Below are 24,384 nucleotides of genomic sequence, written 5' to 3'. Positions count from 1 at the left end.
GGCGCTGAAGGATTGTCGAAGGTGCCCGGCGCGAGGGGATCCCCTGCGGGGCGGCCTCGGCCGGTCACCCGTTCACCTTGCCGCCTCGCAAGGCCGGAAGGTCGCTACGGGAGACCGTAGGTCGGTGTGGGCGGTCAGTCGGCCCGGCCCGGCCCGGGAGGACAGGGCGGTCAGTCCGGCAGGGCCAGAGCTGCTTCGCCCACTCCTCGCGGAGCATCCCGAAGAGCACGCGGTCGTAGCGCTCGCCCTCCACCAGCACGGCGGCCCGGCGGCGGCCCTCCTCGCGGAAGCCCGAGCCGGCGAAGGCGCGGACGGCGCGTTCGTCGCCGCTCCAGGTGTCCGGCTCCAGCCGGGTCAGCGGATACGCGCGAACAGGTGGTCCACGAGCAGCCGCAGGGCGTCCCTGCCGTGTCCGCGGCCCCAGAACTCCTGCTCGCCGATGGTTGTCCCGAGCGTCGCCACGCCGGTGTACGGGTCGAGGTCCCGGTAGTCGGCCATGCCGATCACCCGGCCGTCGCTCAGGTCCTCGACCGTGAACACGGCCGACTCCCTCGGGTCGAGCCTCAACATGGCGTCGAAGCCGAGCCCCACCGCCTCTGCGGTGACGGGGCCGAAGCACGGGTCGCCGGTGGCGGCCCGCAGTTCCCCAACGGTCACCGCGGAGCCGCGGCTTTACGTAGACGGTGGTGCAGGCGGTCGCGGTCCTCGTAGAGCCCGCGACCGCCCGAAGTGACCAGGGCGCCGTTGATCGCCATGGTGGGAGTCGACGTGACCCCCGACGCGTCGAGCGCCCGGTCCGAGGCCTCCACGAACTCCCGGTGGGCGGTCTCCCGTACGGCCGCGTCGAACTCCGGGCCGCGCAGGCCCGGCACCGTGTCGGCCAGGGCCAGCAGCCGGTCCCGGGTGAAGCCGCCGGACCTGCGCATCCTCGCCTGATGGCGGTACAGCACCTCGTGGTACTCGGTGAACTTGTTCCGGTCCACGGCGGCGCGCAGCGCGTTCGCGGCGAACTTCGACCCGGGACCGAGGAAGGAGCCGAGTGTGAACTGCAGTTGCAGTGCGTCGTTCCGGGCCGCCCGCTTCAGGTACGGGCCGGTGCCCTCCAGCTCGAACTCGGCGCACGCGGGGCAGCTCAGGTCCTCGTAGAGCCGGACGGAGAGTGCGGCGGACGGATCGCCGATCACGATCGTGGTGCCGTCCGCGGCCACGGACTCGCGGGCCGCCGGCAGATGCGCGCCCGCCGGTACGTCGAGCGGATCGTCGCGCCTCGCGCCCGCCCCGCCCCGGCCGCCGCAGGCGCCGACGGACGACGCCACGGCGACGGCGGCGACCGCACCCAGGAACCCGCGTCTGGTTCTGACCTGCAAGTGTGTCCTTCCCCTGATCAACAGGGAGACCCTACGCGGTCCCGTCCCGCACCACGCACCGGTTTTCCGCGGCAGGCTCAGCGGTGGCGGCGGTGGAGCCGCAGGGTAGTGAAGACCGCGACGCCGAGGGTGATGTGCATGAGGGCCAGGGCCGCGACGGTCCCGCCGTCGGCGTCGGCCGACAGCGGGCCGGCGACCGACAGCAGTGCCAGACCCGTGCCCGCGTACTGCGCGATCCGCAGGAACACAGGCTTCCACAGGGCCAACAGCAGGGCGGCGCCCAATCCCACGACCAGCGGGACGACGGACGAACCGATCACACCTCCGATCGTGATCGGGTGTTCCTCACCGGCGTCCATGACGACGAGCGACGCACCGGCCGCCTTGGCGGCGGCGAAGACCACCAGATTGGCCACCGCCGCGCCGACCGCACCGGTGAGGAGCACCTTCCACCAGCCGAAGCCGGAACGGCGGGCAGAGGGTGCGGCGACGGCAGCCGCGGAAGAGCCGGAGTCCCGAAGTGAACTGTGCGACATGTGAGTTCCCCCAACGTGTGAAGTGCCGGGCTGCGGTTCGGCCGCGGCGGCATACGCAGAAGCCTCCGACCTGAACCTCGCTTGAGGTCAAGGGCTTTACCGAGCCGGCGCAGAACTCCCGCACCACCGCCCGGAGTCCGCGGGCGCTGCCCCGTCGCGCTGCCGCCGTGGACACTACGGCACGAGGAATGCGCGGAGGTCGACGACCGTGTAGCCCCCGGCTTCGGCGGCGTCGATGACCAGGGGGAGGGCCTCGGCGTCGAGGACGGTCCCGTCCCCGCTGCTGCCGACGTGCATCTGGATGATCGCTCCGGGGGACAGGGCGTCGACGGCCCGCTCCACGGCGGCCTCCACGCTCATGCCGCCCTGCGGACCGAGGTAGCCGTTGGTGTCGGCGGTGAACTCGATCGCCGCGTATCCCAGGTCGTTCACGTCGGTGACGCAGTCCCGGGTCGTCGCGCTGTAGGGGAAGCGGAAGAACGGCAGCGGCTCCGTACCGGAGGCCTTCCGGATCGCCGCGTCGGCACGGCGTACCTCCTCCACCCGCTGCGCCGTGGTGAGCTCCTCGAAGTAGGGGTGGCTGTAGGAGTGGTTGCCCAGGCCGTGCGCCGCGCCGATCGTGCGCACCGCCCGAGGGTGCGCTGCGGCGAAGGCGCCGGTCGGGAAGAAGGTGGCGGGCAGCGCGCGCCGCCGCAGTTCCGCCAGGACGGTGTCGATCCCGGCCTCGTCCCAGGCGGCGTTGAAGGTGAGTGCCACGACCTTGCGGGACGTGGGCAGCCGACGGATCTCCTCGCCGAGCAGCGACGCCGGCGGCCGCGGACCGGAGGGGACCGCCGTACCCTCCGTGACAGGCGTACGACTTGCGGCCCCGGCATCCGCGCACGGTACGAGCCCTGCCGCGAGCAGCGCCGCGAGCGCGGCGCGCCGTCCGATGTCCACCACCATCGCTCCCTCCGGTACGGCGCCCCGCCCGGGCCTGCCACGACTATGCGACGGCGGCCGCCCGCGAAGCCGCAGCCCGGGCCGTGCAGCCGGGTGAACCCCGGCCGGCCGCCGTCTCACCGTCCCCCTCGACGCCGTATCGGCGCCCGCCCCGCCCCGCCCCCGGCTCCGGGGGCGGGGCGGGGGCGGGGTGCGGTCACCGCCGCGGCAGGGACCCCGCGACCGAGGCCGGTACCGGCGCGAGACCGGCGGGCCTGGCGGTGAAGACGCCCCGGCCCTGGGTCCGGCCCCGCAGCCGGGACGCGTACCCGAACAGCTCGGCCAGCGGCACGGCCGCGGTGATCACCGCGGTGCCCGCCTCGGCGGCCTGGCCCGAGACCCGGCCGCGGCGGGCCGCGAGATCACCCAGCACGCTCCCGACGCCGTCCTCCGGGATGCTCACCGTGACCTCCACGACCGGTTCGAGCAGTTCCATCGTGCTCAGCCGCAGCGCCTCTCGCAGCCCGAACCGGCCCGCAGCCCGGAACGCCATCTCCGAGGAGTCCTTGGAGTGCGTCGCCCCGTCGGTGAGCGTGACGCGCAGCCCCGTCACCGGGTGTCCGCCGAGCGGTCCCTCGGCGAGCGCGTCCCGGCAGCCCGCCTCGACGGCGCGCGCGTACTCCTGAGGCACCCGGCCGCCGACGACCGCCGAGCGGAATTCGAAGACCGGCTCCTCCAGCGGCTCGACATCCAGTACGACGTGCGCGAACTGACCCGCGCCACCGTCCTGTTTGACGTGCCGGTAGACCAGGCCGCGCACCCCGCGCACCACGGTCTCCCGGTACGAGACCTGCGGGCGGCCCACGACGACCTCCACCCCCTGGCCGCGCCGGATCTTCTCCACCGCCACCTCCAGGTGCAGCTCGCCCAGACCCGACAGCACGGTCTGCCCCGTCTCCGGGTCGGACCGGACCACCAGCGAGGGGTCCTCCTCGGCGAGCCGTGCCAGCGCCGACGCCAGCCGTCCGGTGTCGGCGTTCTGGCGGGCCTCCACCGCCACGGACACGACCGGCTCGGCCACCGTGGGCGGTTCGAGGACGACAGGCGCGTCCGGCGCGCACAGGGTCGTGCCCGCACGTGCGGACTTGAGCCCGATCACGGCGACGATGTCACCGGCCACCGCTTCCTCCTTCTCCTCGTGCCGGTCGGCCTGGATCCGCAGGATCCGGCCCACCCGCTCCGTCCGGCCCGTGGCCGCGTCCAGTACCGTCCCGCCCTTGCGCAGCGTGCCGGAGTAGACCCGCAGGTAGGTGAGACGTCCCGTCTGTGTCGCCGTCACCTTGAAGGCGAGGGCCGTGAAAGGCTCCGCCGGGTCGGGCGCGCGCTCCTGCTCCGCCCCGTCCGCCGTACCCCGTACGGGCGGCATGTCGCAGGGCGCCGGCAGGTAGGCGGCGACCGCGTCCAGCAGCGGCTCGATCCCACGGTTGCGGTACGCCGATCCGCAGAGCACGACGACGCCGTCCCCGCGCAGCGTCAACTCCCGCAGGGCGCGGGCCAGTGTGCCGTCGCCCAGGGCGCCATCCGCGCAGAACTCCTCCAGCGCCTCGGCGTGCAGCTCGGCCACCGCCTCCTCCAGCAGCCTGCGCCGCCGGCCGGCCTCCTCCCGTAGCGGTGCGGGGATCGGACCGCACTCGACGCCGGCGGTGCCGGTGGTCCAGCGCAGCGAGCGCATGGCCACCAGGTCGACGACCCCGGTGAAGGCGTCCTCCTGGCCGATGGGCAGTTGGGCCACCAGGGGCACGACACCCAGGCGGCGGCGGATCGACGCGACGGCCGTGTCGAGGTCGGCGCCCGTCCGGTCCAGCTTGTTGACGAACGCGATCCGCGGCACACCGTGTCGGTCGGCCTGCCGCCACACCGTCTCGCTCTGCGGCTCGACCCCGGCGACGGCGTCGAACACGGCCACGGCGCCGTCGAGCACCCGCAGGGAGCGTTCCACCTCGTCGGAGAAGTCGACGTGCCCGGGGGTGTCGATCAGATTGACGTGGTGCCCGTCCCAGGTACAGCTCACGGCCGCGGCGAAGATGGTGATGCCGCGGTCGCGTTCCTGCGGGTCGTAGTCGGTGACGGTCGTGCCGTGGTGCACCTCTCCCCGCTTGTGGATGGCGCCGGTCGCGAACAGGATCCGCTCGGTGAGCGTGGTCTTGCCGGCGTCCACATGGGCGAGGATGCCCAGGTTGCGGACCTTGGTGGGGGAAGTGGTGGTGAGGGGGCGTCCGTTGGCGCGCATGGCCCGAGGCCTTTCGAGTGAAGAGATGAAGAGGGCGGCGCGAATTCCCTGACGACCGCCCCGTCACACGTCACCCTCACCGCCGCCCGCGGCCGGCCGTCCCACCCGGAGCGGGTCCGGGCAGGCGGCGGCCTACGGAGAACAGGGGAGGGGGACGGAACCAGACGGGATCTGAAGACGCGTCACGGGTTAACGGTGACGGCCGCGCAGCCGGCACCGGGCGTCACGAGACACCGGGATCACGTCGTACCGGGACGGGGGAGCGAAGGCGGCGGTGCGGTAGGTGCACATCGCGCGGGCTCCCCTTCTCTTCGGACTCGGCATGAGGCGCGCACGGCCCTGTCGGCGGCGCGTACGGCGAGTCTAGGGACCGGCCGGGGCCGGGGCACCGCATTTTCCCCGGAACTCCATGTACGGTGAGTGACGTTCTATCCACGGAAAGTGAAAGAGCGGTCTCCATCGTCTTCGGGAGTCATCGTGTCCATGCTGCTGATCAAAGGGTCGTTCCGGGTGGACGGCGGTGCCGAGCCGGACGGCGACACCCTCCCCTTCATCCCCGACGACGTGGCCGACTGGAAGCTCGTGGGCGGCCGCGCCCCGGTCGTACCGAAGGCTGACGGCCGGGCCGCCGTGCGCCTGGAGGGCGTGGACGCGCTGGAGACGCACTACAGAAAGCCCGGGTACGGCCCCGAGCGCCGCCAGCCGAAGGAGTTCGGGCGCCAGGCCACCAAGGCCCTGCTGGTGCACCTCGGCTTCACCGGCATCGACCTCCACGAGAACGGAACCGTCACCACCGAACCGGTCCAGGTCCCGGGATTCATCCTCACCAGCGGCGCCGACGCCTACGGCCGCTGCATCGCGCTGGCCTTCGCCGGCAGCGTCCGCCCACCCGTGTACAGCGGCTACGAGGTCACGGTCGACCAGGCCCTGATCAAGAAGAGCGCCAACTACCGCCTGGTCGAAGACGGACTGGCGTATCCGATGTTCTATCCGGGACTGCCCGGATACCTGCGCGACGTCCTCCGGGACGCCGCCCGGGCGGCCCGCTCCGAATCGCCCCCGAAGGGGCTGTGGGCCGTGGACAAGACCGTCGAAGGGGCGCTGATCGCCGACATCGGATCGATCACGGACGACGAGACGGGCGTGGTGATCCTGCCCAAACTGTTCCGCCGGCTGAAGGACTACCTGGACTCCGGCGCGGACACCACCTCGCTCGCGGGCTTCTCCGCCTATCTCGCCGGAGCCGCCGACGAATACCGCTTCCTGCCGGACGGCAAGACCCAGACCGGACTGCACCGGCTCATCAGGATCAGCGAGGACGGCAAAACGCTGCGGATGCCCCGTCCTTCCGACGAGATCCTCTTTCTCGACAAGTGAGGAGACCGACCATGTACGCGGTGATCCGGCGATACGAAGGGGTGGCCGACCCCGCCGAAGCGGGGCGCATCGTCGACGAGGGGTTCGTGGCCATCCTCCGCCGCGTCCCGGGATTCGTGGCCTACTACTGGGTCGACGCCGGGGACGGGGTGATGGTGTCCACCAGCGTCTACGAGGACCGGGCCGGAGCCGACGAGTCGGTCGCCAGAGCGGCCGACTTCGTCAGGGACCACCTCGCCTCGCTGCTCCCCAACCCTCCCCAGGTCACGGCGGGCGAGGTGGTGGCCGCCGGATGAGCGGCCCCCCACCGGCCCGCCGTGCCGGCGGCGCCGGCCCCCCTAGGGGGTTTCGACCGCCACGGCCGGCGGGAGTACCGCCGGGCGGTCCATGAAGGCGAGCACGGCCCGCTTCTCGGGGAGGTACACCTCGGGCAGGTCGATCTCGGGGAGGGTGATCTCCCCCTGCCGCACGAAGCCGAGGCGGCACATCAGGGCGACGGCCTTGTCGTTGGCGGCGTCGGGCTCGGCCACCGCGCGCAGGACGGCCGGGTCGCGGAAGGTGAACCGGGTGAGCGACCCGATCAGAGTCCGGCTGAACCCCGGCCGGGGCCGGCCGTTCGCCGGAGCCAGCATCAGGTGGACGCCGATGTCGCCCTCCCGCACCTGGTAGCACTCGCTGATCCGGTCCTCGGCCGGCTCGTACGTCTGGAAGAGCGCCACCGGCTCGTCGTCCAGCCGGACCATGTACGCGTGATGGGTGTCGCGGCGGTCCACGTCCTCGTAGATCTCCTGGACCAGTTCCCGGCTGGCGCCGTTCATGCCCCAGAACTGTGCGCGCTCCTCGACGACCCACGAATGCAGCACCGCGGAGTCCGCCGCGGGGTCGACCGGGGTGAAGCGGACCGTGCCGAAACCTTCGACGGTCTCGGTCAGCACGTCGGCGCGCTGCGGTGTGAGGGCGGTGGACTCGGGTCTCATACGCTTCCGGTTTCTGCTCGGCACGGCTCGGGCGAGTGCGGAGCACCCGCGGGAGCCCGGTTAGGGTGACCTAACTATAGAGCCCCCTGGACGGGCGCCCGAGAGGACCCCGGACGGCCGGTGCGAAAACGGCCGTGTCGACCGCGGCCGTCAGGGCACAAGCGCCCCATGACACTTCTGCTGCTGTTCCTGCTGCCGCTCGGACTGGCCCTCGTGCTGCTGACGACCGACCACCACCCGCCCAAGCACGGCCGACACCGCCATACGCGCTGACCGCGGACACGGGGGCTCAGTCGGTGGGTTCCTGGGGCTCGGGATCCTCGGACTTCGCGGTCTGGTCCGCCTCAGGCCGCGTCGTGTCGCCCTCCCGGACGTCCTCGCCGTCTCCGCCTTCCGCGCTGTCCTCGCCGTCCTCGGACGTCCACAGATCGGGCGCCGAAGGGCCCGACGGGGGAAGGTCGGGCGTGACCGCGTCTTCGTTCTCCGGAACCGGGGCGGGCAGCTCCGGCTCGGCGGTCCCGGGCGTGTGGGGTTCTCGTTCACTGGTCATATGCCCCATCTGCCCGGCATCCCGCCACGAATGCCTGCCCGCCGCCCGTAGACCCCGTGCGGTGACCGCAGGGGTTCACCGGGTCACGGCGCCCGCACGACAGCCCGCGCCCCGGCAAGCCCGTCGAGACGACACCTCCTAGGCCCGCGGCGCCAGCGGCAGCCTGAGCACCAGGCGGGCGCCCCGGCCCGGGCAGTCCTCGGCCGTCAGCGTTCCCCCGTGGTGCGCGCTCAGGTCACGTGCGATGGCGAGTCCCAGGCCGGCACCGCCGTGGTCACGGCTGCGCGAGTCGTCGAGCCGGGTGAACCGTTCGAAGACCCGCTCCCGCTCGGCCGCGGGGATCCCCGGTCCGTCGTCGACGACCTCCAGCACGGCAGTGCCCTGCCGCGCGCCGCCCCCCGCGGTGCGCAGCCTCACGTCCACGCCGCCCTCCGCGTACCGCTGGGCGTTGTCCACCAGATTGGTGATGACCCGGCCGAGCCACAGAGCCCCCGCCGTGACCTCGACATCTGCGGCGAGGTCCATCCGTACGGGCACCCGGTCGCCGAGGCGGGCCTCCACCACCTCCCGCACCAGGACCGCCAGGTCCAGCGGAACAGCCGCCACCGGCTGGGCCGCGTCGATACGGGCGAGCAGCAGCAGATCCGCCGCGAGGCGCTGGAGCCGTTCGATGTCCTCCAGCGCGCCGCCGATCAGCTCGGGCCACAGCTCCGGGTCCCGGACGGCCAGCGCCACCTCCAGCTGCGTGCGCAGCACGGTGATGGGGCTGCGCAGTTCGTGGGAGGCGTCGGCGATGAACTGCCGCTGGCGCAGGCCGGACGCCTCCAGCCGGTCCAGTGTGGCGTTCATGGTCTCGGCCAGCCGGGCGACCTCGTCATGAGTGGCGGGAACCGGCACCCGGCGGTGCAGGTCCCGGTCGGAGATCGCGGCGACTTCCGCACGGATCGCCTCCACCGGCCGCAGCGCGTGTCCGGTCACCCGCCAGGTCACGAGGACGACGGTCGCCAGGAGCAGAGGCATGCCGATGACGAGCGCGGCGGTGGTGACGTCGTCGGCGGCGTCCGCGTCCCGCAGCGAGGCGCCGGCGTAGACGGTGGCCGGGCCGTCCGGCGTCTGGGTGACCACCTGCACCACCCGCTGGCGGTGATCGCCGTCGACGGGACGGACCCGCCAGGTGTGCAGCCGTGTCCCCGGGGCCTCGGGCGGGGCAGGCGGGAACGGCGGCACCCCGACGAGGTTCGGGCTGGAGAACAGGACCCGTCCGTCCGCGCTCACCACCTGGACGAACTCCACCCCGCGGCCCGCCGGACGGGCCCGGCCCAGCTTCCCGGCGGCGGCGAGCTGCGCCACGGTCTCGGCCTGCCGCCGCGCGTCGTTCTCCGCGTTGCGCTGCAGATTGGCCTCCAGCAGCCCCAGCAGGGAGAACGAAGCGACTGCCAGGGCGGCGCCCACCACCAGGCCGGCCCCCGCGGTGGCCCTGGCCCGGACCGTGGTGGGCCACAGCCTGCGCAGCACCGGCCACCGGAGCAGGGCGGTGCGGGGGAGCGGGCGCAGGACGCCGCCGATGCTTCCGCTTCCGCGGAGGAGGGAGGGCTCAGCCACCGTCGGCCGCCAGCCGGTATCCGGCGCCCCGCACGGTCTCCAGCGCGGCCCGCCCGAACGGGGCGTCGACCTTGCGGCGGACCGCGCTGACGTGCACCTCCACCACGTTGGGGTCACCGTCGAAGGCCGCGTCCCACACCTGCTCCAGGATGTCCCGCTTGGACACCACCTCGCCGGACCGGCGGCCCAAATACTCCAGGATCGCGAACTCCCGGGCGGTCAGCCGGATCTCCGTAGCACCACGGGAGCAGGTGCGCCGGGCCGGATCGATCAGCAGGTCCCCGAAGCGCAGCACCTGCGGGCGCCGGCCACCCGTACGCCGACCGAGCGCCCGCAGCCGGGCGACCAGCACCAGGTAGGAGAACGGCTTCGACAGGAAGTCGTCGGCGCCGGTGTCCAGCGCCTCCGCCTCGTCGTACTCGCCGTCCTTGGCCGTGAGCATCAGGATCCCCGACTCGTTGCCGGCCGCTCGCAGCTTCGCGCAGACCCGGTAGCCGTTCAGCCCGGGGAGCATGATGTCGAGGACGATCAGGTCGTAGTGGTGCTCGGTGGCCATCCACAGCCCCTGGGGGCCGTCGTGGGCCAGGTCCACCGAGAACCCCTCCGACTGCAGCCCCCGTTGCAGTGCCACGGCGAGCCGCCGTTCGTCCTCCACCACCAGTACGCGCATGCCGAACAGGATCGCAGGCGGCCCCACCGCCCGGCTGAAGAGGTCTTCAGGCGGCTTCAGCTGGGCTTCAGCATCCGCTCAGCATGCTCTGGGGCGAGCCGGGCACCGTGTCCGGCCGTCAGAAGGAGCAGCCGTATGTCTGAATCCGTTCCGCCGCCGCCCGAGCAGGCCCCCGGCAACGCGCCGGAGGCCGGCGCGCGCAAGCGCGTGGTGCTGTCCCGGCTGGTGCCCCGCGGCCGGCGCGCCCGCTGGGTGGCGGCGGGGGCGGTCGTGGTGGTCGTGGGCGGCGGGGTCACGGCGGTGGCCGTGGCCGAGCACCACCATCACCACGAGCGGGCCGGCCGCGGACCGCACATGCTCCGCTTCGAACCCGGCCACGGCGGCGGCCTCAAGCGGGGGCCGCAGGGAGAGGCGCCCGGCGACGAGCGCGCACGGAAGGCGCCCGGCGGCGAGGACGGCCCCGGGGTGCGGGAGCGCTTCGCCCACCCCGATGCCCCCGGCCGCCCCGGTCTCCCCGGCCTCCCGGGTGTTCCCGGCCGTTTCGAGGGGCGCGACGGCTCCGGCAAGGGCGCCCAGGCGCCCGCGCCCCTGCCGTCCCTGTCCATCGGCGACGCGGCCGCCAAGGCCGCGGCGGCCGTGTCGGGCGGCAAGGTGGAAAGCCTGCGCGCGATCGCCCAGGACGGCGGTGGCGGTGCCTGGCTGGCCGTCGTACTCGGCCCCGACGGCGTCCGCCACGCGGTCACCGTGTCCGGCACGGACGGCACGATCACCGGCAACACCACTCTGGGCGGCTGAGGCGCCGTCCGTAGGGCGCGGACCGCAGGAGCCGGCGCCGCGGGCCGGTCCTGCGGGCCGGTCCTGCGGGCCGGTTCTCCGCGCCGGTGCGATGAACGGCCCCCAGGTCGGGGGGCGTGCGCGGGGGGTCAGGGGCGCGTGGAGAAGCGAATGCGCTTCGTTCCCGGGATTTCCGGGGACCGGCTTGCACGATAGGGCTCGTTTTCCGATGGGGTGGTGAGTGGGAGCGCCCCGGCGCTCCGCGGCTGCTGGTGCGGGGGCAGGCAGCCGGTCACGCACACTCCACTGGAAGGTTCTTCCGAAGTGAATGTCGCCCAGACGGTCGCCCGCGCGCTGTCAGCCGCCACCGTGGTCAGCGTTGACGTAGCCGATGTGTTCCGCGAGCGCATGCGCCTGCCGGGCCGCGGGGCGGGGAGAGGATCCGACGGGCCGTCCCCCCACCGTCTCCCGGCCCGCCCCGCCGTCCTCCGGCGCCACACCACCGCCGCCCCGGCGGACTGCCGCGACCGGCTGCGGGGGAGCGTATGAACGAAGGAGAACTCGACCCGTCCGGAGACCGCGCCGTCTCCAGTGAACTGGCCGGAGTGCTGCCGGTGGAGTTCACCGCTTTCCACTCCCAGCAGCACCGTGCCTATCTGCGGTACGCCCACCTGCAGTTGGGCAATCCCAAGGACGCCGAGGAAGTCGTCGACGACGTGTTCACCTTCCTGCTGAAGGTGTGGCGCCAGGCGCTGAAGGAGGCGAGCCTGCACGGTTTCGCCTGGGCGGTGCTGCGCGAGCACGTGGAGCGGCGGCTGGTCGTGCTGGGCCGGCAGGTGGCCATGGTGGAGACGGCCTGGTTCGCCGCCCTGCGCCGCTCCTCCCGGGAACGGCTGGAGCTGCTGGAGTCCAAACTCGGCCTGTACGCGGCGATCGCGAGCCTGTCCGAGCGGCAGTACGACGTGGTGCTGCTGGCCTTCCTGCTGGGCAACGACTGCGACACGGTCGCCCGGATGATGGGGATCTCCCCCGCCACCGTCCGATCGCACATCCGCGGCGCACGCCGAACCCTGTCCCGCAAACTCGGGGTGGACCGGATCCCCGGAGAGGAGAAGGACCAGTGAGCGACATGCCATGCCACCACGACCGCGACATGCCGCTGTGTGAACTGGACGCGGCCCTGGCGGACGCGACGGTGCTCGCGGAGGAGTACGCCGGATACGACGAGGGCGCCGCCCGGCGCCGCATCGCCCGCCGCATCGCCGCCGACCGCGCCCGCTCGGCGACCGCAGCCGGCGCGGCCCCTACCCGGCCCGGGCGGACCACCCCCGCCGAGACCGACGACCTGGTCCTCGACGCCGCGTGCCACGTGCGGGCCGCCCGGGGGCTGGACGACCTCACCTGGTGCCTCGTGGAGAGCCGGGACTTCGCCGAACTCGCCCTGGCCGCCGACTCCTGGCCCCACGGCGTCGACTCGGCCCTGCTCTTCGGCTGCCTGCTCCACCTCGCCGACCGCACGGAGGGCGCGCGGTTCTGGTTCCAGTACGCGGCCGGCGCGGGCTCGCAGACCGCCGCCCGCTGCCTCTACCTCCACCACCTCTCACGCGCCGAGGTCGCGACCGCCCGCTACTGGAAGCGCCAGGCCCACGCCCTGGCGCCCGACGACCACCTGCCGCCCCTGCCCCAGCTCCCGCCCGACCTCGAAGAGGCCCTCGGAGCCTCCGTCATCTGGACGTCCCCGCCCATCACCACCCAGGACCTCACCCCCCTGACCAGCGGGACGGGACAGGCCTCCCGGCCGCCGCTGCGGCTCCCGGCGCGGCTGCGGCAGGCCCTCATGGCGCGCCCCCGCAAGGAGCACCCCGACCTGGGGGAGGTCTACACGGCCGGCCCGCAGGTCGCCGTGGCCGTCGCCCGGAACGCCCGGCTCAACCCGCTGCACCTCACGGAACAGGCGAACGGTTGGTCCCTCGAAGCGCTGAAACGGCCGCTGTCGACCCATGCGGCCCGCCCGTCCCCCGAAGGACGCCCCGCCCCGCCGGCGCTGGAATGCGTCCACCGGGCCCTGCGCGTCCTGGAAGTCGTCAACCGCCACGCGGGCGGGGTGAACCTGACCCAGATCGCCCGTGAGACGAAGCTGCCGCAGCTGGTCCTCACCCGGGCCGTCGAACAGCTGGTCCGCGCGGATCTCGCGACGCCGATCGGACCGGACGCCTATGCCGCCGGCCACGCCCTGCTGCCGGGCGAGACGGACGGGGCGGAGGGCCGTGGGCATCTGCGCGAGACCCTGGCCTGGGTGCGCGACGCGGTCGGCGCCGCCGTCTACGTCGCCCGCTACACCGACGGCGAGGTCGCCATCACCCAGTACGCGGACGGCCCGGCCGCACCCGTCGTCGAGGAGTGGGTCGACTTCCGCGCCGCCGCCCACGCCTCCGCGCTCGGCAAGGCGCTACTGGCCCAACTGGACCACGAGGAGCGGCGCGACCACCTGTCCCGCCACCCGCTCACGCCCTTCACCACCCACACCCTGACCAGTCAGCAGGTCCTCTTCCTGCAACTCGACGGACGCCCGCCCGACACGCCCCTCCTCGACCTCCAGGAGTACGCCCTCGGCACGGTGTGCGCGGCGGTGCCGATCACCGCCGGCCGCAACCCCGAATGCGTGGCCCTGTCCATCCCCGTCCCCGACCCCGGCCGGCTGAAGCAGGCCGCACGGATCCTGCAGAGCGAGGCGGCCGCGGTCCTGCTCGCCCTGATCGTCGCCGGCAGCACCCGGCCCGCGGCCCGCAGGCCGGAGGACCCCATCCTGTCCACCTCCGCCTGAGCGCCCCCCACCAGAGGACCCCGGCTCCGCTCAGGAGATCCAGACCAGCAGGGCGTCCCCGTCGCGGGCGGCCGTACGCAGCCAGGCCCCCAGGGCGGCCCAGTAGGACGCGACCCAGGCCGGCTCCTCGCCCCGCTCCCAGACGATCTGCGGGTAGACGTTCGCCGCGGCCAGGTCGGCCGGGCTGACGCCGTCGGCCAGGACGTCGGGGGCGTAGGCGGGGTCGTCCAGGGCGTCCGCGGCGGCCCGCACCCGGTCCGCGGTCAGCAGCCGGGGCGGCCCGTAGCCCCAGTCCTGGCCCTCCGGCCAGGGCATCGCGGCCTCCCCGAAGACCACGTCCACCGGGAAGCCGCGCCGGGTCAGCAGGAAGTCCAGGGCGTGCCAGGCCTTGTCGGTCTCGTGAACGCGGGATCGAGCGGCCGGGTCGTCACGGTCGTACAGCCCGTGCGTGTGCTCGGCCGCCCAGTCCGGGTCGCGCGAGGCTCGGTCGAGTTCGGCGGGGGTGAGGCGGAGGTACTGCCCGATCATGCTCATGGCCCCACCGTAGACGCGGGCACCGACAGGAACTTCGGACCGCACATGGAGCAGTCGGGCGCCCCCCGCGCCGGTCAGGGAGCGATCGGCAGCTGCCGCTTGTGCTCGGTGGCGTGGTAGCGCTTGACGATGATGTCGAGGGCGGCCGCGTCGACCGGCTTGCCCTCCAGGACGTCGTCGATGTCGTCATAGGTGACGCCGAGCGCCTCCTCGTCGGCCAGACCCGGCTTCAGCGTCTCCAGGTCGGCGGTCGGCGTCTTCCAGATCAGCGCGGACGGCGCGCCCAGCGCCTCCGCCGTCGCCCGCACCCGGCGCTTGGTCAGGCCGGTGAGCGGGACCACGTCGGCCGCACCGTCGCCGAACTTGGTGAAGAAGCCGGACACCGCTTCGGCGGCGTGGTCCGTGCCCACCACCAGCCCCGCGTGCGCGCCCGCCACCGCGTACTGGGCGATCATGCGCTGACGGGCCTTGATGTTGCCGTGGACGAAGTCCTGCTGGTGCTCGTCGCGGAAGACCGTGCCGCCCGCCAGCACCGCCTCCAGGGCGGCGTCGCTCGACGCCTTCACGTCGACGGTCAGGACCCGGTCGGGCCGGATGAACTCCAGCGCCAACTGCGCGTCCGACTCGTCCGCCTGGACACCGTACGGCAGCCGCATCGCGAAGAACACCGCCTCGTGCCCGGCGGCACGCACCCGCTCGACCGCGAGCTGGCACAGCCGGCCGGCGGTCGTGGAGTCCACACCGCCGCTGATGCCCAGGACCAGCGAGCGCAGGCCGGTGGAGACCAGCCGGTCGGCGAGGAAGGCGACGCGGCGCTCGATCTCCTCCCGGGCGTCGAAGGACGCGCTCACCTGGAGGTCCCGGGCGATCTGCTGCTGCAGGGATATGGACGCCTGGTCGGTCACGATTGCTCCTCGGTCGGGCCCGCGGACAGTTCGGTTCGCGCCGCGGGGCGGTCCGCAGGCGCGAGGAGGGCCGGAAGCACTCTAGAGGAGAGGAGAGGCCGGAAGCACTCCGGCGCAGACGCCGCGAAGCGCAGCTCAGGGCGGTGGCGCGGCGGGGGAAGCCCGCCGGCGGGAAGCCCGTCGGCGGGACGCCCCCTCATCCCGCCGCGAGGAGAGCGGGCAGGTCGCGCATGTCGTGGAACACCCGCGTCCCCGGCCCTTCGAGCCGTTCCGGCGGGGTCATCCCGCCCCCGAAACCGAAGGCCCGCATCCCGGCGGCGCGGGCCGCTTCCACACCCGGACGGCTGTCCTCCACCACCACGCACGACCCCGGGTCGACGCCCATCCGCTGCGCCGCGTACAGGAAGAGGTCAGGGGCCGGCTTGCCGCGCGCCACCTCCGTGGCGCTGTATATGCGGCCCACGAAGCGGTCGTAGAGCCCGGTGCGGCCCAGGGTGTGGCGCATCTTCTCGTGGGAGCCGCTGGAGGCGACACAGGTCGGCAGGGTGATCGCGTCAAGCGCCTCGGGAAGCCCCTCGACGGGGGCCAGGCCGGCGTCCACCGCCTCGCGGTGCAGCCGCTCGAACCGCTTCGCCCACACGTCGGCCGTCCCCTCGCCGAGCCGGGCCGCGACCTGCTCCCGCACCGACGCGTTGGACCGCCCGATGAACAGGTCGATCACATCGCCCTCGGTGAGCGGCCACCCCAGCTCCGCCCCCAACGCGACCTGGACGCGCGTCGCGACGCGCTCGGTGTCGACGAGGACGCCGTCGCAGTCGAAGATGACGAGTTCAATCGGCCTGATCATCCCCGCAGCATAGGTTCCGGGGCCGGGCGGGTGGTGGCCGGGCCGGCCGGGCGGTTCCGTCCGCGCGCATGAGGCGCCGGAGGCGGGGCAGGCGGAGTGCACGGGGGGCACCAACACCCCGTGCACGACGTACGAAGAAGGACGGACGGCCGGAAGTCCCCGCCGTCCCCCGTCCACCGGAGGAGTTGTTTCCGCGTGACTGAGCATGTGTGGAGTTACAAGTCGACCTCGGGCCACCTGGCCGGCACCGACCTGACCGGCTACAAGGTCGAGGCGACCGACGGCAGCATCGGCAAGGTGGACAAGCACTCCGACGAGGTCGGTGACGCCTACCTGGTCGTGGACACCGGCGTCTGGATCTTCGGCAAGGAGGTGCTGCTGCCGGCGAGCACCGTCGTCAGCATCGACCCGGAGGAGCGGATCGTGTACGTGGACCGCACCAAGGGCCAGATCAAGGACGCGCCCGAGTTCCACCGCGAGAAGCACCTCGGCGACCGGGACTACCACCAGGAACTGGGCACCTACTACGCCACCACCCGTATCGGGCTCCCGCCGCTCTGACCGGCCCGAGTCCGACGCTGCGAGGCCGTGGGCCCGAACTCCCCGAGTTCGGGCCCACGGCCGTGCCGTGCCCCCACGCCCCTGTGATCCGCCGGTACGTTTCCCCGCCCCGTGCGCGTGATCGCGCCGTCGCCGGGTACCCGCGCAGCACACACACCGGGAGTGCACAACTCCGAGCCCACAAAGACCACTTCGAGGAGAGACCATCGCCATGGCGCTCATACCGCACGTGAACGAGAAGTCCGTCCCCGGCCCGGCGGAGCTGCGCAGGCACGTCGAACGTGCGACGGGCCGCCTCCGGGACACGGCCGCGCACGTCGGGCGTCTCGTGGAGGACAGGACGCCCGATCCCGTCCGCTCCGGGGCGCTGCGGACGGCGACGCGCGTCCGGGACGCCGCCACCCGTGCCGGACGAATCGCAGGGCAGCGCGACCTCACCCCCGTGAAGGCCCGGGCCGGTCGGGCCGCGGCCCTGGCACGGGCCAACCGCACCGCCCTGGCCACCGTCACCGGCGTGGTGGCCGCCGCCGTGCTCGCGCGCCGCGCCCGACGGGCCCGGCGCGCGAAGTAGTCCCCCGAGGCGGCCGGGCCGCCGGGGCCTCAGGCCCGCGGCCCGGCCGCCTGCTCACGCGCCCGCTCGGCGTTGAACTGGGCTCCGGTGACCAGCGCCAGGTTGGCGAACCAGAGCCAGACGACGAAGACCACGATCCCCGCCAGCGACCCGTACAGCCGGCCGTAGGTGTCCAGTTGCGTGTACAGCGTGAAGAGCCCCGAGGCGGCCAGCCACAGCAGCGCCGCCAGTACGCCGCCGGGCAGGCCCCGCCGGGTCCCCCGGCTCTGCGCCGGCCCGGTCCGGAAGAGGACCAGCACCAAGAGGGTCACGACCACCAGCAGCACGGGCCAGCGCAGCAGCGAGACGGCTTCCGCGCCACCCGCCCCCACGACCCGCGCGGCCCACCGGGCCGGCGGCCCGGACACGACCAGGCCCACGGCCCCGACGACGAGCAGCACCAGCAGCAGCGCCGCGTGGACGACGAGGGTGTGCGCGGCGCGCAGCGGACGCCGCGTGTCCGGCACCCGGTGCATCGTGTGCAGGGCGCGGCGGAACACCGCCAGATAACTGCACGCCGACCACAGCGCGCTCACCACCCCGCCGAGCAGCAGAGCCCACATCGACGAATGGCCTTCGGGAAGGCTTCCCAGAGCCTCGCGGAGGACCTGGGCCGACTGCGGCGGCGCGTAGGCGGTCAGCTCGGCGACGAGCTGCTCCCGGCGCGCCCCGCCCAGCAGTCCGACCACGCAGACGGCGATGACGAGCGCCGGCAGCAGCGCCAGCAGGGCGTAGTAGGTGAGGGCGGCCGCGTGGTCGGCCAGGTTGTCCGTCCACACGCGGACGGCGGTACGCCGTAACTCGGCGCGGGTGCGCGCCGCGAGGCCGCGGACGGAAGGGACGGCGGGCGGAGCGCCTCGACGCGAAGCGGCGCGGGGGATGTCGGTCACCCCCTGCGCGTGCCCGCCCGCGGCCGCGCCCATGCGCCCGGTGCCCCCGCGTACCGGCCCGGCCGCCTGAGGCACCTCAGGCGGCTCACCGCTCACACCTCGCGCCACCGCGCCATCGCCCAGTCGAAGGCCCCGTACAGGGCCAGTCCGACGGCGACCGCGACCAGCAGCCACGGCCCCGCCGGGGTCAGGGAGAACGACCTGAGCGTGTCGTCGAGCCCCTTCGCCTGCCCCGGGTCGTAGCGCACCGCCGCGTACAGGATGAAGCCCCCCGCCGCCGCGAACACGGCTCCGCGGGCCAGCCCGCCGCCCACCCCTAGGAAGTCGACCGCCTTGCGCCAGCCCCGGGATGCCCCGCCCATGGCGAGGTGCCGCCGGAAGTCGCGCCGGGCCGCCTGCACCGCGATGACCACACCCGCGACGGCGATCCCGAGTCCGACGGCGCCCACCAGCCACTGGCCGGCCGGCAGGCCGAGCGCCTTCGAGGTCATGTCCCGCGACTGCTCGTCCCCGGAGTTCCCGCCGCCGCCCGCGGCGAACGCGAACACCGAGAAGGCCACCACCGCGTAGAACACGCAGCGGGCCGCCGCGGCCAGCCGTTTGGCCGGCTTGTCGCCCTCCGGCTCGGCCGCACCGAAGACCGCCTCCGACAGCCGCCACAGCGCCATGCACACGAGGCCGATGCCGACGGCCCAAATGAGGACCGAGCCGAGGGGCTTGTCCGCGAGTTCCTGGAGGGCGCCCTGCCGGTCGGCCTCCTGACCACCGCCGCCGCCGAAGGCGACGCGCACGGCAAGCACCCCGATCAGGGCGTACAGCACCCCGTGCGCCACCAGCCCGCATCTGCCCGCGACCGCCCGGACCGTGCCGCCCCGCGACACGGTCCGGGCGCCCCTGCTCGCAGCCTCGCCGCTCATGGGGGTCAGACCTCGCCCCGCCAGGCGCCCGTCTCGACCCCGCGCGACTCGATGAACATCTTGAACCGCTTCAGGTCACCCGTGACCTGCCGCTTGACGAAACCGAGCTTGTCGGCGGCGGCCTCGGCCAGTCCGTCGGGCACCCAGTTCATGCGCAGGACGACCTTGGTGGTGGTCGCGTCGATCGGCTGGAAGGTGACGAGCCCTGCCTGGCGGGCCTCGCCGTCCACCGTCATCCACGCGACGCGCCGGTCCGGGAGCTGTTCGGTGATCTGCGCGTCGAACTCGCGCCGCACCCCGTTCACGTTCGTCACCCAGTGGGTCAGCGTGTCCGTGCGCTGGTCGATGCGCTCGACACCCTCCATGAAGGCGGGGAAGTCCTCGAACTGTGTCCACTGGTTGTAGGCCGTGCGTACCGGCACGTTGACCTCGACATACTCCTCGACGTGCGACATGCGCACCCCTTCCCTGTCGTCTGCAGTCCCGCACCCCCGAGGCGCGGGCGTCCGTCTGGACGTCTCGCAGCGCGGCTACCCGGCCGGGCCGGCGCCATGCGCCGGCCCGCAGCAGAGGCCGGCACGGTACGTGTACGGAGGGCGACGCAGGGCACACGCGGTCCATGACCGTACTCAAGACAAGCGTGATCGTCCTGGACTGCGCCGAACCGGAGCCGCTGGCCCGGTTCTACGCGCGACTGCTCGGCGCGTCGGCGGGCCCGGCCACCGACGACGGTGAACTGTTCCTGGTCACCGGCCGCGCCGGCCCCCTGCTCGGCGTCCGCCGCGACCCGCACCGCGCGACGCCGAGCTGGCCGCTGCCGGAGGGCTCCCAGGACGTCCACCTGCGGATCCTGGTGGCGGAGGACGCCCTCGACGAGGCCGAACGCGAGGCCGTCGCCCTCGGGGCGCGCCCGGTGGCGGCCGAGGAGGACGGCACCCGCCCGGACAACCGCACGACCCTGCGCCGCTACGCGGACCCGGCGGGGCACGCGTTCGTCCTCGCGGCCGTGCGGGAGGACCCCGCCCGGCCCGCCGGGGGCCCTCAGCCGTGAGGCGTGTTCAACCGTCCAGGCCGCGTGGCGGCCCGGTATCGGTCTCCGTCCCGCACCGGCTTCAGGAGTGCGGGACCCGGCCGTGCCCGCTGCGATCCACGAGCACGGGCAGCACCACGGACATCCCCTCAGCTTCCCGCCGTGTCGCCGGAGACCAGTCGGGCGGCTTCGATCTCGGCCCAGACGGCCTTGCCGGCGGCGTGGACGTCGGAACCCCAGCGATCGGACAGCCGCTCCACTATGTGGAGGCCGTGGCCGCCGGGGACGCCGCGCCGGGGTGCCGGGTCGCGGCGGGGAAGGGTCGTCGTGCCGTCGTACACCTCGATGCGCAACACCTTCCCGCTGACCAGGACGAGCTCGTGGCAGCCGCCGGCGTGCAGGGACGCGTTCGTCAGCAGCTCGGACACGAGGAGCAGGGTGTCCTCGGCGGTCTCGGTCCCGTCCCAGCCCCAGTCCCGCAGGGCCTGGCGCGTGAAATCGCGCCCCTTGGCCACGGAACCGCGGACGCCCGTCAGGGCGAGCCGGCGGCGCTGCACCGCGGCGGGATGGCCGACACCCACAGGATCACCCGTTTCCGCTCCGACGGTCTCCACTGAGCTCTCTCACCCCCGCGTTCGCACTGGTCTCTGTCACAGGCGTATGCCCGGCGCGGCCACGACGATGTACGACACAGCCCACATACCGCAGGCGTCCGGTGGTCGCTCTGGCAGGCGCGTGACATTGTAGGCGACAGCCGCTCTCAGGGCGTGGCCACGTGCAGGCGCAGCGTCAGGCCGACCTCCGTGGCACGGACCTCCACCAGGTCGCAGAGCTGGTGGATCATCCACAGGCCACGGCCGCCGTCGGCGGAGGCGAGGGAAGGCCGCCGCCGCCCGGCCAGCGGGTCGGCCAGCCGGCCGTCGTCATGGATCTCCGCTACGACGCCCGCCGCGGGCCCGTCGACGGTCCACAGGCGCAGAGTGCCCTTCCCGCCGCCGTGGGACACGGAGTTGGCCGCGGCCTCGCTGATCGCCAGGACCAGGTCGCCGCGGCGCGACGGGCTCAGGGCGGTCCCGCGCCCCCAGCCCTCGGCGTACTCGCGCACCTCGGCCAGGCCGCCGCGCGCGTACACGAGCCGGGCCACCGGCCCGGCGGGCTCGGGCAGCGGGCGGTCGAGGTCCGCCGAAAGCCCCGGGAGCCCGGTGTAGGCCGGATTCGGCATGCCCAGGCCCCCCTCCACGAGCAGGGGGTGTGTGCGCCGGGCGTCCCGCACCGCGGCGGGGGCCAGCCCGACGACGTCGTACGGGCACAGGACGGTCGCGGGCCGGCCGGCGAAGGCCGTGTTGATGAGGGCCTCGTGGCGGGTGGCCTCCAGCACTTCGGCAGGTGTGCGGCCCGGCCAGATCGGTTCGCCGACGATCCGCGCCGGCCGGGCCGGGTCGCGGTCTGCGAAGTCCTGCAGGGCGGCCAGGATCCGGCCCGGGTTGCGGCCCAGCTCCGTCATGTCCGTCCACGTGACCCGGGCGCCGTCGTCCGCGTCGAGGCTGTCGCGCAGGACCCCCAGGTGCGGCCCCGGTACGGCGACCAGCACCGGCTCGTCGTCCGCGAGGGCGGCGCGTACGAAGCCGCCCACGCCCGCCACGTACTCGTCGAGGTCCCGGTAGAAGAAGGCGGGATGGACGAAGGCCCCCGGCCCGGCGGGGGCCGGAACAGTGATCATGCTGCGACCTCCAGCGCGGCGCACTCCTCCGGGAACATCTCCACCACCCTGCGCAGTGAGTACGGCGGGTCGTGGAGCAGCAGGCGCCGGCCCTGGGCGCTGAGGGCCGCCGACGTCCGTACGAGCGCCGCGACCGAGTCCGCGTCGCAGAAGGGCACGGTGGAGAGATCGAGGTGGACGACCGCGCCGGGGATGCCGGCCACGAGCCCGAGGACGCCGGACAGGGCCTGCCGGCTGTCGAGGTCGCAGCTGCCGTTCAGGCGCGCGCCGGGGCGGCCCCGCAGCGGCAGGGCGGTCAGCGGCGCCGTCGCGCGCGGACTCGGCGTCATGGTGCACGCCTACTCCGTGAGCATGCCGGCGCGCAGGCGTGCCAGGGTGCGGGAGAGCAGGCGGGAGACCTGCATCTGCGAGATGCCCAGTTCGGCGCCGATCTCGGCCTGGGTCTTGTCCTGGCCGAAGCGCATCTGCAGGATCCGCCGGTCGCGCTCGCCGAGTTCCTCCAGCAGGGGCGCGAGGGTGTGGAACTCCTCGAAGAGCTCCATGGCCGGATCGACCTCGCCGAGGCGCTCCGCCAGCGGCCGGGTCGTCCCGTTCGGCGCGGACGGTGCGTCGCCGTCGGCGCCGGAGGTGTCGAGGGAGCCGCTCGTGTAGCCGTTCGCGGCCACCAGCCCGTCGATGACCTCGTCCTCGGACAGTTCCAGGTGCTCGGCGACCTCCTTGACCGTCGGAGCACGGCCCAGTACGTCGGTCAGGGCCTCCTGGGCCTTGGCGAGTTCCGTACGCAGCTCCTGCAGGCGGCGGGGGACGTGCACCGCCCAGGTCGTGTCGCGGAAGTACCGCTTGATCTCGCCCGTGATGTAGGGCAGGGCGAGCGTGGAGAACTCCACCTCGCGGTCGAGGTCGTAGCGGTCGATGGCCTTGATGAGGCCGATGGTCCCCACCTGGATGATGTCGTCCATGTCCAGACCGCCGCCGAGCACGCGGGCCCGGAAGCGCCGTGCGGCGAACTGGACGAGGGAGAGGTTCATCTCGATGAGGGTGTTGCGCGTGTACTGGTACTCGTGCGTGCCCTCCTCCAGGGCCCGCAGCCGCCGGAAGAAGTGACGCGACAGCTCACGCGCGTCGGCCGGCGACATCTCGCGGGCGTTCTCCACCTGCGACAGTTCCTCGTCCCGCGCCGGTGCTCCAGGGTCCTCCAGGTCACGGACGGGGACGTGCACGTCGGTTGCACGAACGGGGCCTACGACAGTGGCCGAGCGAGACATGGTTGGCCGCTCCCTCCCGATTGACTGCGGCTGCCGAGGCGCTTGTGCCCCGGCTTTTCGATTCCACACATCTCAGCCGCACGAGTTTCCACCGCGTCGCGCACCGTGCGGCACCCCGTCCCCGGCGCCGGCCGGCCCCGGGGGCGCGGTGCCGCCGCCGTGAGCAGGCATACTCCCTTGACGACAACGTACAGGCGGCGATCCGTGGAGGCGGAGATGAGCGGACTCGGGGACGCGTACCGGCCGGGAGTGGTGGGGGAGGGCTACCAGGCGGGCGACGGCTGGGTGGTGGCGGCCCACGGGGAACTGGACCAGGACACGTTGAATCCGCTGGAAGAGGCGCTCACCGAGGCCGCCGGCCGGCACCCCCTGGTGGTTCTGGACGCCGGGTCCATCACCTTCGGCGACTCCTCGTTCCTGAACCTGCTGCTGCGCCTGCACCACAGCACCGCGCTGCGCATCGCCGCCCCGGGCGAGCAGTTGCGACGGCTTTTCGCCGTCACCGGCGCCGACACCGTCCTCTCCCTGCACGCGACGGTCGAGGACGCCGTCGCGGCGTGAACCTGCCGGGCTCCGGGTGCGGGTCAGTCGCCGCACGGCCCGGTGCCGTGCGGGTCCGGCCCGCCCGCGGGCCGGAAGCAGGCGGTGATCGACTTGCCTCCGTGGCAGGCGTGCACGTCGAGGGAGTCGGCCAGGGCGGTGACGATTCCCAGTCCGCGGCCGGAGGTGGCGCTCGCGTCTCCGTCGGGGGTCCGGGCGCGGGGAATCCGGGGATCGGAGTCGGCGACGCTGACGTGGAGGCAGCGTCCGTCCCAGGTCAGCACCAGGTGCGCGGTGCCGAAGGCGTGCAGGTGGGCGTTGGTGACGAGTTCGGAAACGCAGAGCAGCACGGAGTCCACGGTGTCGGCCGCCGATGCGTTCCACGGCAGTGACGCCAGGTGCGCGGCGGTCCACTGCCGCGCCGCCCGGACGCCCTCCGAAACCGGGAACGAGCGTGCCCAGCCCACTGCCTTGACCGCCAAGGTCCTCACCCCTTTTCCGTCGTTGTGCCGTTCGGTACCGGTTCGTCTACCCGGCGCCCGCGGACGCATCCGAGGTTTCCCGAAGCACCCTGCTGGGAACGCGAGTTCGGGCCTGTGAGGTGAAGGCTCCGGGCCACCGGGCTTCCCGGGATCGCCGGACGCGCCGGCCGCCGTGGTGATCGGCCGTGCTCCATC

Annotated in this window: 29 protein-coding genes; 9 read left to right on the top strand and 20 right to left on the bottom strand. The window is 73.5% G+C overall.

Translation table 11 applies throughout. The features are described 5' to 3' along the window. Window positions 1-354 precede the first annotated feature (354 nt). The 5 genes from BSL84_RS36850 to fusA form a co-directional block, all read right to left on the bottom strand. A complete protein-coding gene (locus tag BSL84_RS36850; RefSeq protein WP_234363394.1) occupies window positions 355-657 on the bottom strand; it encodes a GNAT family N-acetyltransferase in 303 nt (100 codons plus the stop codon). Further along, window positions 654-1,367: a DsbA family protein gene (locus tag BSL84_RS02305; protein WP_051873226.1), complete on the bottom strand. Its 714-nt coding sequence runs from the start codon at window positions 1,365-1,367 to the stop codon at window positions 654-656. The genes BSL84_RS36850 and BSL84_RS02305 overlap by 4 nt, the downstream gene beginning before the upstream one ends. Before the next feature lie 77 nt (window positions 1,368-1,444). Next, window positions 1,445-1,903: a DUF6069 family protein gene (locus BSL84_RS35945; protein WP_158879772.1), complete on the bottom strand. Its 459-nt coding sequence runs from the start codon at window positions 1,901-1,903 to the stop codon at window positions 1,445-1,447. A 174-nt stretch (window positions 1,904-2,077) separates the two neighbouring features. Then, a complete protein-coding gene (locus BSL84_RS02295; RefSeq protein WP_037662481.1) occupies window positions 2,078-2,848 on the bottom strand; it encodes a polysaccharide deacetylase family protein in 771 nt (256 codons plus the stop codon). A gap of 193 nt (window positions 2,849-3,041) precedes the next feature. Beyond that, window positions 3,042-5,114 carry an elongation factor G gene (gene fusA, locus BSL84_RS02290; RefSeq protein ID WP_075969683.1) on the bottom strand — a complete coding sequence of 691 codons (2,073 nt, stop codon included), beginning with the start codon at window positions 5,112-5,114 and terminating at the stop codon, window positions 3,042-3,044. A gap of 483 nt (window positions 5,115-5,597) precedes the next feature. On the opposite strand from fusA, the gene BSL84_RS02285 reads away from it, so the two are divergent. Together BSL84_RS02285 and BSL84_RS02280 are read left to right on the top strand one after the other, a co-directional pair. After that, complete coding sequence (locus BSL84_RS02285) at window positions 5,598-6,491, top strand: thermonuclease family protein (protein ID WP_051873232.1); 894 nt, start codon at window positions 5,598-5,600, stop codon at window positions 6,489-6,491. Between the two features lie 11 nt (window positions 6,492-6,502). After that, window positions 6,503-6,787, top strand: a complete 285-nt coding sequence (locus tag BSL84_RS02280) for a hypothetical protein (protein WP_030029405.1) — start codon at window positions 6,503-6,505, stop codon at window positions 6,785-6,787. Window positions 6,788-6,829: 42 nt separating this feature from the next. Here BSL84_RS02280 and BSL84_RS02275 read toward each other — a convergent pair whose 3' ends face one another. From BSL84_RS02275 to BSL84_RS02260, 4 genes are all read right to left on the bottom strand, one after another. After that, entirely contained in the window at window positions 6,830-7,468 is a 639-nt protein-coding gene (locus BSL84_RS02275) for a GNAT family N-acetyltransferase (protein ID WP_030029407.1), read from the bottom strand. A 289-nt stretch (window positions 7,469-7,757) separates the two neighbouring features. Continuing rightward, window positions 7,758-8,018, bottom strand: coding sequence for a hypothetical protein (locus tag BSL84_RS02270; protein WP_075969682.1), 261 nt, complete (start codon window positions 8,016-8,018; stop codon window positions 7,758-7,760). A 138-nt stretch (window positions 8,019-8,156) separates the two neighbouring features. Then, a complete protein-coding gene (locus BSL84_RS02265; protein ID WP_075971944.1) occupies window positions 8,157-9,530 on the bottom strand; it encodes a HAMP domain-containing histidine kinase in 1,374 nt (457 codons plus the stop codon). Window positions 9,531-9,612: 82 nt separating this feature from the next. Next, complete coding sequence (locus tag BSL84_RS02260) at window positions 9,613-10,290, bottom strand: response regulator transcription factor (RefSeq protein WP_075971943.1); 678 nt, start codon at window positions 10,288-10,290, stop codon at window positions 9,613-9,615. A gap of 135 nt (window positions 10,291-10,425) precedes the next feature. Here BSL84_RS02260 and BSL84_RS02255 point away from each other — a divergent pair, with 135 nt between their 5' ends. The 3 genes from BSL84_RS02255 to BSL84_RS02240 all read left to right on the top strand — a co-directional run bounded on the left by BSL84_RS02255 (window position 10,426) and on the right by BSL84_RS02240 (window position 13,888). After that, a complete protein-coding gene (locus BSL84_RS02255) occupies window positions 10,426-11,085 on the top strand; it encodes a hypothetical protein (protein WP_075969681.1) in 660 nt (219 codons plus the stop codon). A gap of 524 nt (window positions 11,086-11,609) precedes the next feature. Continuing rightward, window positions 11,610-12,188 (top strand): RNA polymerase sigma factor, encoded by a 579-nt coding sequence (locus BSL84_RS02245; protein ID WP_030033575.1) that lies wholly within the window; start codon window positions 11,610-11,612, stop codon window positions 12,186-12,188. Between the two features lie 866 nt (window positions 12,189-13,054). Then, on the top strand, window positions 13,055-13,888 hold the full coding sequence (locus BSL84_RS02240; RefSeq protein WP_420711116.1) for an IclR family transcriptional regulator: 834 nt from the start codon (window positions 13,055-13,057) through the stop codon (window positions 13,886-13,888). A gap of 30 nt (window positions 13,889-13,918) precedes the next feature. On the opposite strand, the gene BSL84_RS02235 is transcribed toward BSL84_RS02240, so the two are convergent. The 3 genes from BSL84_RS02235 to BSL84_RS02225 all read right to left on the bottom strand — a co-directional run bounded on the left by BSL84_RS02235 (window position 13,919) and on the right by BSL84_RS02225 (window position 16,174). Continuing rightward, window positions 13,919-14,422, bottom strand: coding sequence for a YfbM family protein (locus BSL84_RS02235; RefSeq protein WP_075969680.1), 504 nt, complete (start codon window positions 14,420-14,422; stop codon window positions 13,919-13,921). A gap of 74 nt (window positions 14,423-14,496) precedes the next feature. Continuing rightward, window positions 14,497-15,327, bottom strand: a complete 831-nt coding sequence (gene nadE, locus BSL84_RS02230) for an ammonia-dependent NAD(+) synthetase (protein WP_030030464.1) — start codon at window positions 15,325-15,327, stop codon at window positions 14,497-14,499. Window positions 15,328-15,523: 196 nt separating this feature from the next. Next, window positions 15,524-16,174, bottom strand: a complete 651-nt coding sequence (locus tag BSL84_RS02225) for an HAD family hydrolase (RefSeq protein ID WP_075969679.1) — start codon at window positions 16,172-16,174, stop codon at window positions 15,524-15,526. Window positions 16,175-16,369: 195 nt separating this feature from the next. Here BSL84_RS02225 and BSL84_RS02220 point away from each other — a divergent pair, with 195 nt between their 5' ends. Beyond that, a complete protein-coding gene (locus BSL84_RS02220) occupies window positions 16,370-16,735 on the top strand; it encodes a PRC-barrel domain-containing protein (RefSeq protein WP_030030462.1) in 366 nt (121 codons plus the stop codon). A gap of 211 nt (window positions 16,736-16,946) precedes the next feature. Further along, window positions 16,947-17,306, top strand: a complete 360-nt coding sequence (locus BSL84_RS02215) for a hypothetical protein (protein WP_075969678.1) — start codon at window positions 16,947-16,949, stop codon at window positions 17,304-17,306. 29 nt (window positions 17,307-17,335) lie between these two features. On the opposite strand, the gene BSL84_RS02210 is transcribed toward BSL84_RS02215, so the two are convergent. The 3 genes from BSL84_RS02210 to BSL84_RS02200 form a co-directional block, all read right to left on the bottom strand. After that, window positions 17,336-18,124 (bottom strand): YihY/virulence factor BrkB family protein, encoded by a 789-nt coding sequence (locus tag BSL84_RS02210; RefSeq protein ID WP_234363393.1) that lies wholly within the window; start codon window positions 18,122-18,124, stop codon window positions 17,336-17,338. A 203-nt stretch (window positions 18,125-18,327) separates the two neighbouring features. Further along, window positions 18,328-19,152: a DUF1206 domain-containing protein gene (locus tag BSL84_RS02205; protein WP_030036937.1), complete on the bottom strand. Its 825-nt coding sequence runs from the start codon at window positions 19,150-19,152 to the stop codon at window positions 18,328-18,330. A 5-nt stretch (window positions 19,153-19,157) separates the two neighbouring features. Next, on the bottom strand, window positions 19,158-19,607 hold the full coding sequence (locus BSL84_RS02200; RefSeq protein WP_030036935.1) for an SRPBCC family protein: 450 nt from the start codon (window positions 19,605-19,607) through the stop codon (window positions 19,158-19,160). A gap of 164 nt (window positions 19,608-19,771) precedes the next feature. Between BSL84_RS02200 and BSL84_RS02195 the strand changes: the two genes are divergently transcribed. Then, a complete protein-coding gene (locus BSL84_RS02195; protein ID WP_030036934.1) occupies window positions 19,772-20,203 on the top strand; it encodes a VOC family protein in 432 nt (143 codons plus the stop codon). A 128-nt stretch (window positions 20,204-20,331) separates the two neighbouring features. Here BSL84_RS02195 and BSL84_RS02190 read toward each other — a convergent pair whose 3' ends face one another. From BSL84_RS02190 to BSL84_RS02175, 4 genes are all read right to left on the bottom strand, one after another. Beyond that, a complete protein-coding gene (locus BSL84_RS02190; protein WP_051873572.1) occupies window positions 20,332-20,763 on the bottom strand; it encodes an ATP-binding protein in 432 nt (143 codons plus the stop codon). Window positions 20,764-20,942: 179 nt separating this feature from the next. Continuing rightward, the gene (locus tag BSL84_RS02185; RefSeq protein WP_075969677.1) at window positions 20,943-21,902 is read right to left on the bottom strand and encodes a sensor histidine kinase; all 960 of its coding nucleotides are present in this window, start codon (window positions 21,900-21,902) and stop codon (window positions 20,943-20,945) included. After that, entirely contained in the window at window positions 21,899-22,231 is a 333-nt protein-coding gene (locus BSL84_RS02180; RefSeq protein WP_051873571.1) for an STAS domain-containing protein, read from the bottom strand. Before BSL84_RS02180 ends, BSL84_RS02185 begins: the two co-directional genes overlap by 4 nt. Before the next feature lie 9 nt (window positions 22,232-22,240). Beyond that, the gene (locus BSL84_RS02175) at window positions 22,241-23,167 is read right to left on the bottom strand and encodes a SigB/SigF/SigG family RNA polymerase sigma factor (protein WP_030036926.1); all 927 of its coding nucleotides are present in this window, start codon (window positions 23,165-23,167) and stop codon (window positions 22,241-22,243) included. A gap of 216 nt (window positions 23,168-23,383) precedes the next feature. Between BSL84_RS02175 and BSL84_RS02170 the strand changes: the two genes are divergently transcribed. Then, window positions 23,384-23,728, top strand: a complete 345-nt coding sequence (locus BSL84_RS02170; RefSeq protein WP_030036924.1) for an STAS domain-containing protein — start codon at window positions 23,384-23,386, stop codon at window positions 23,726-23,728. A 23-nt stretch (window positions 23,729-23,751) separates the two neighbouring features. Here the strand turns inward: BSL84_RS02170 and BSL84_RS02165 are convergent, their stop codons facing one another. Then, window positions 23,752-24,189, bottom strand: a complete 438-nt coding sequence (locus BSL84_RS02165; protein ID WP_045321067.1) for an ATP-binding protein — start codon at window positions 24,187-24,189, stop codon at window positions 23,752-23,754. Window positions 24,190-24,384: the final 195 nt, after the last annotated feature.

Source organism: Streptomyces sp. TN58 (genome assembly GCF_001941845.1).
Taxonomy (GTDB): Bacteria; Actinomycetota; Actinomycetes; order Streptomycetales; family Streptomycetaceae; genus Streptomyces.
This window is presented reverse-complemented; position numbering and strand designations above follow the sequence as displayed.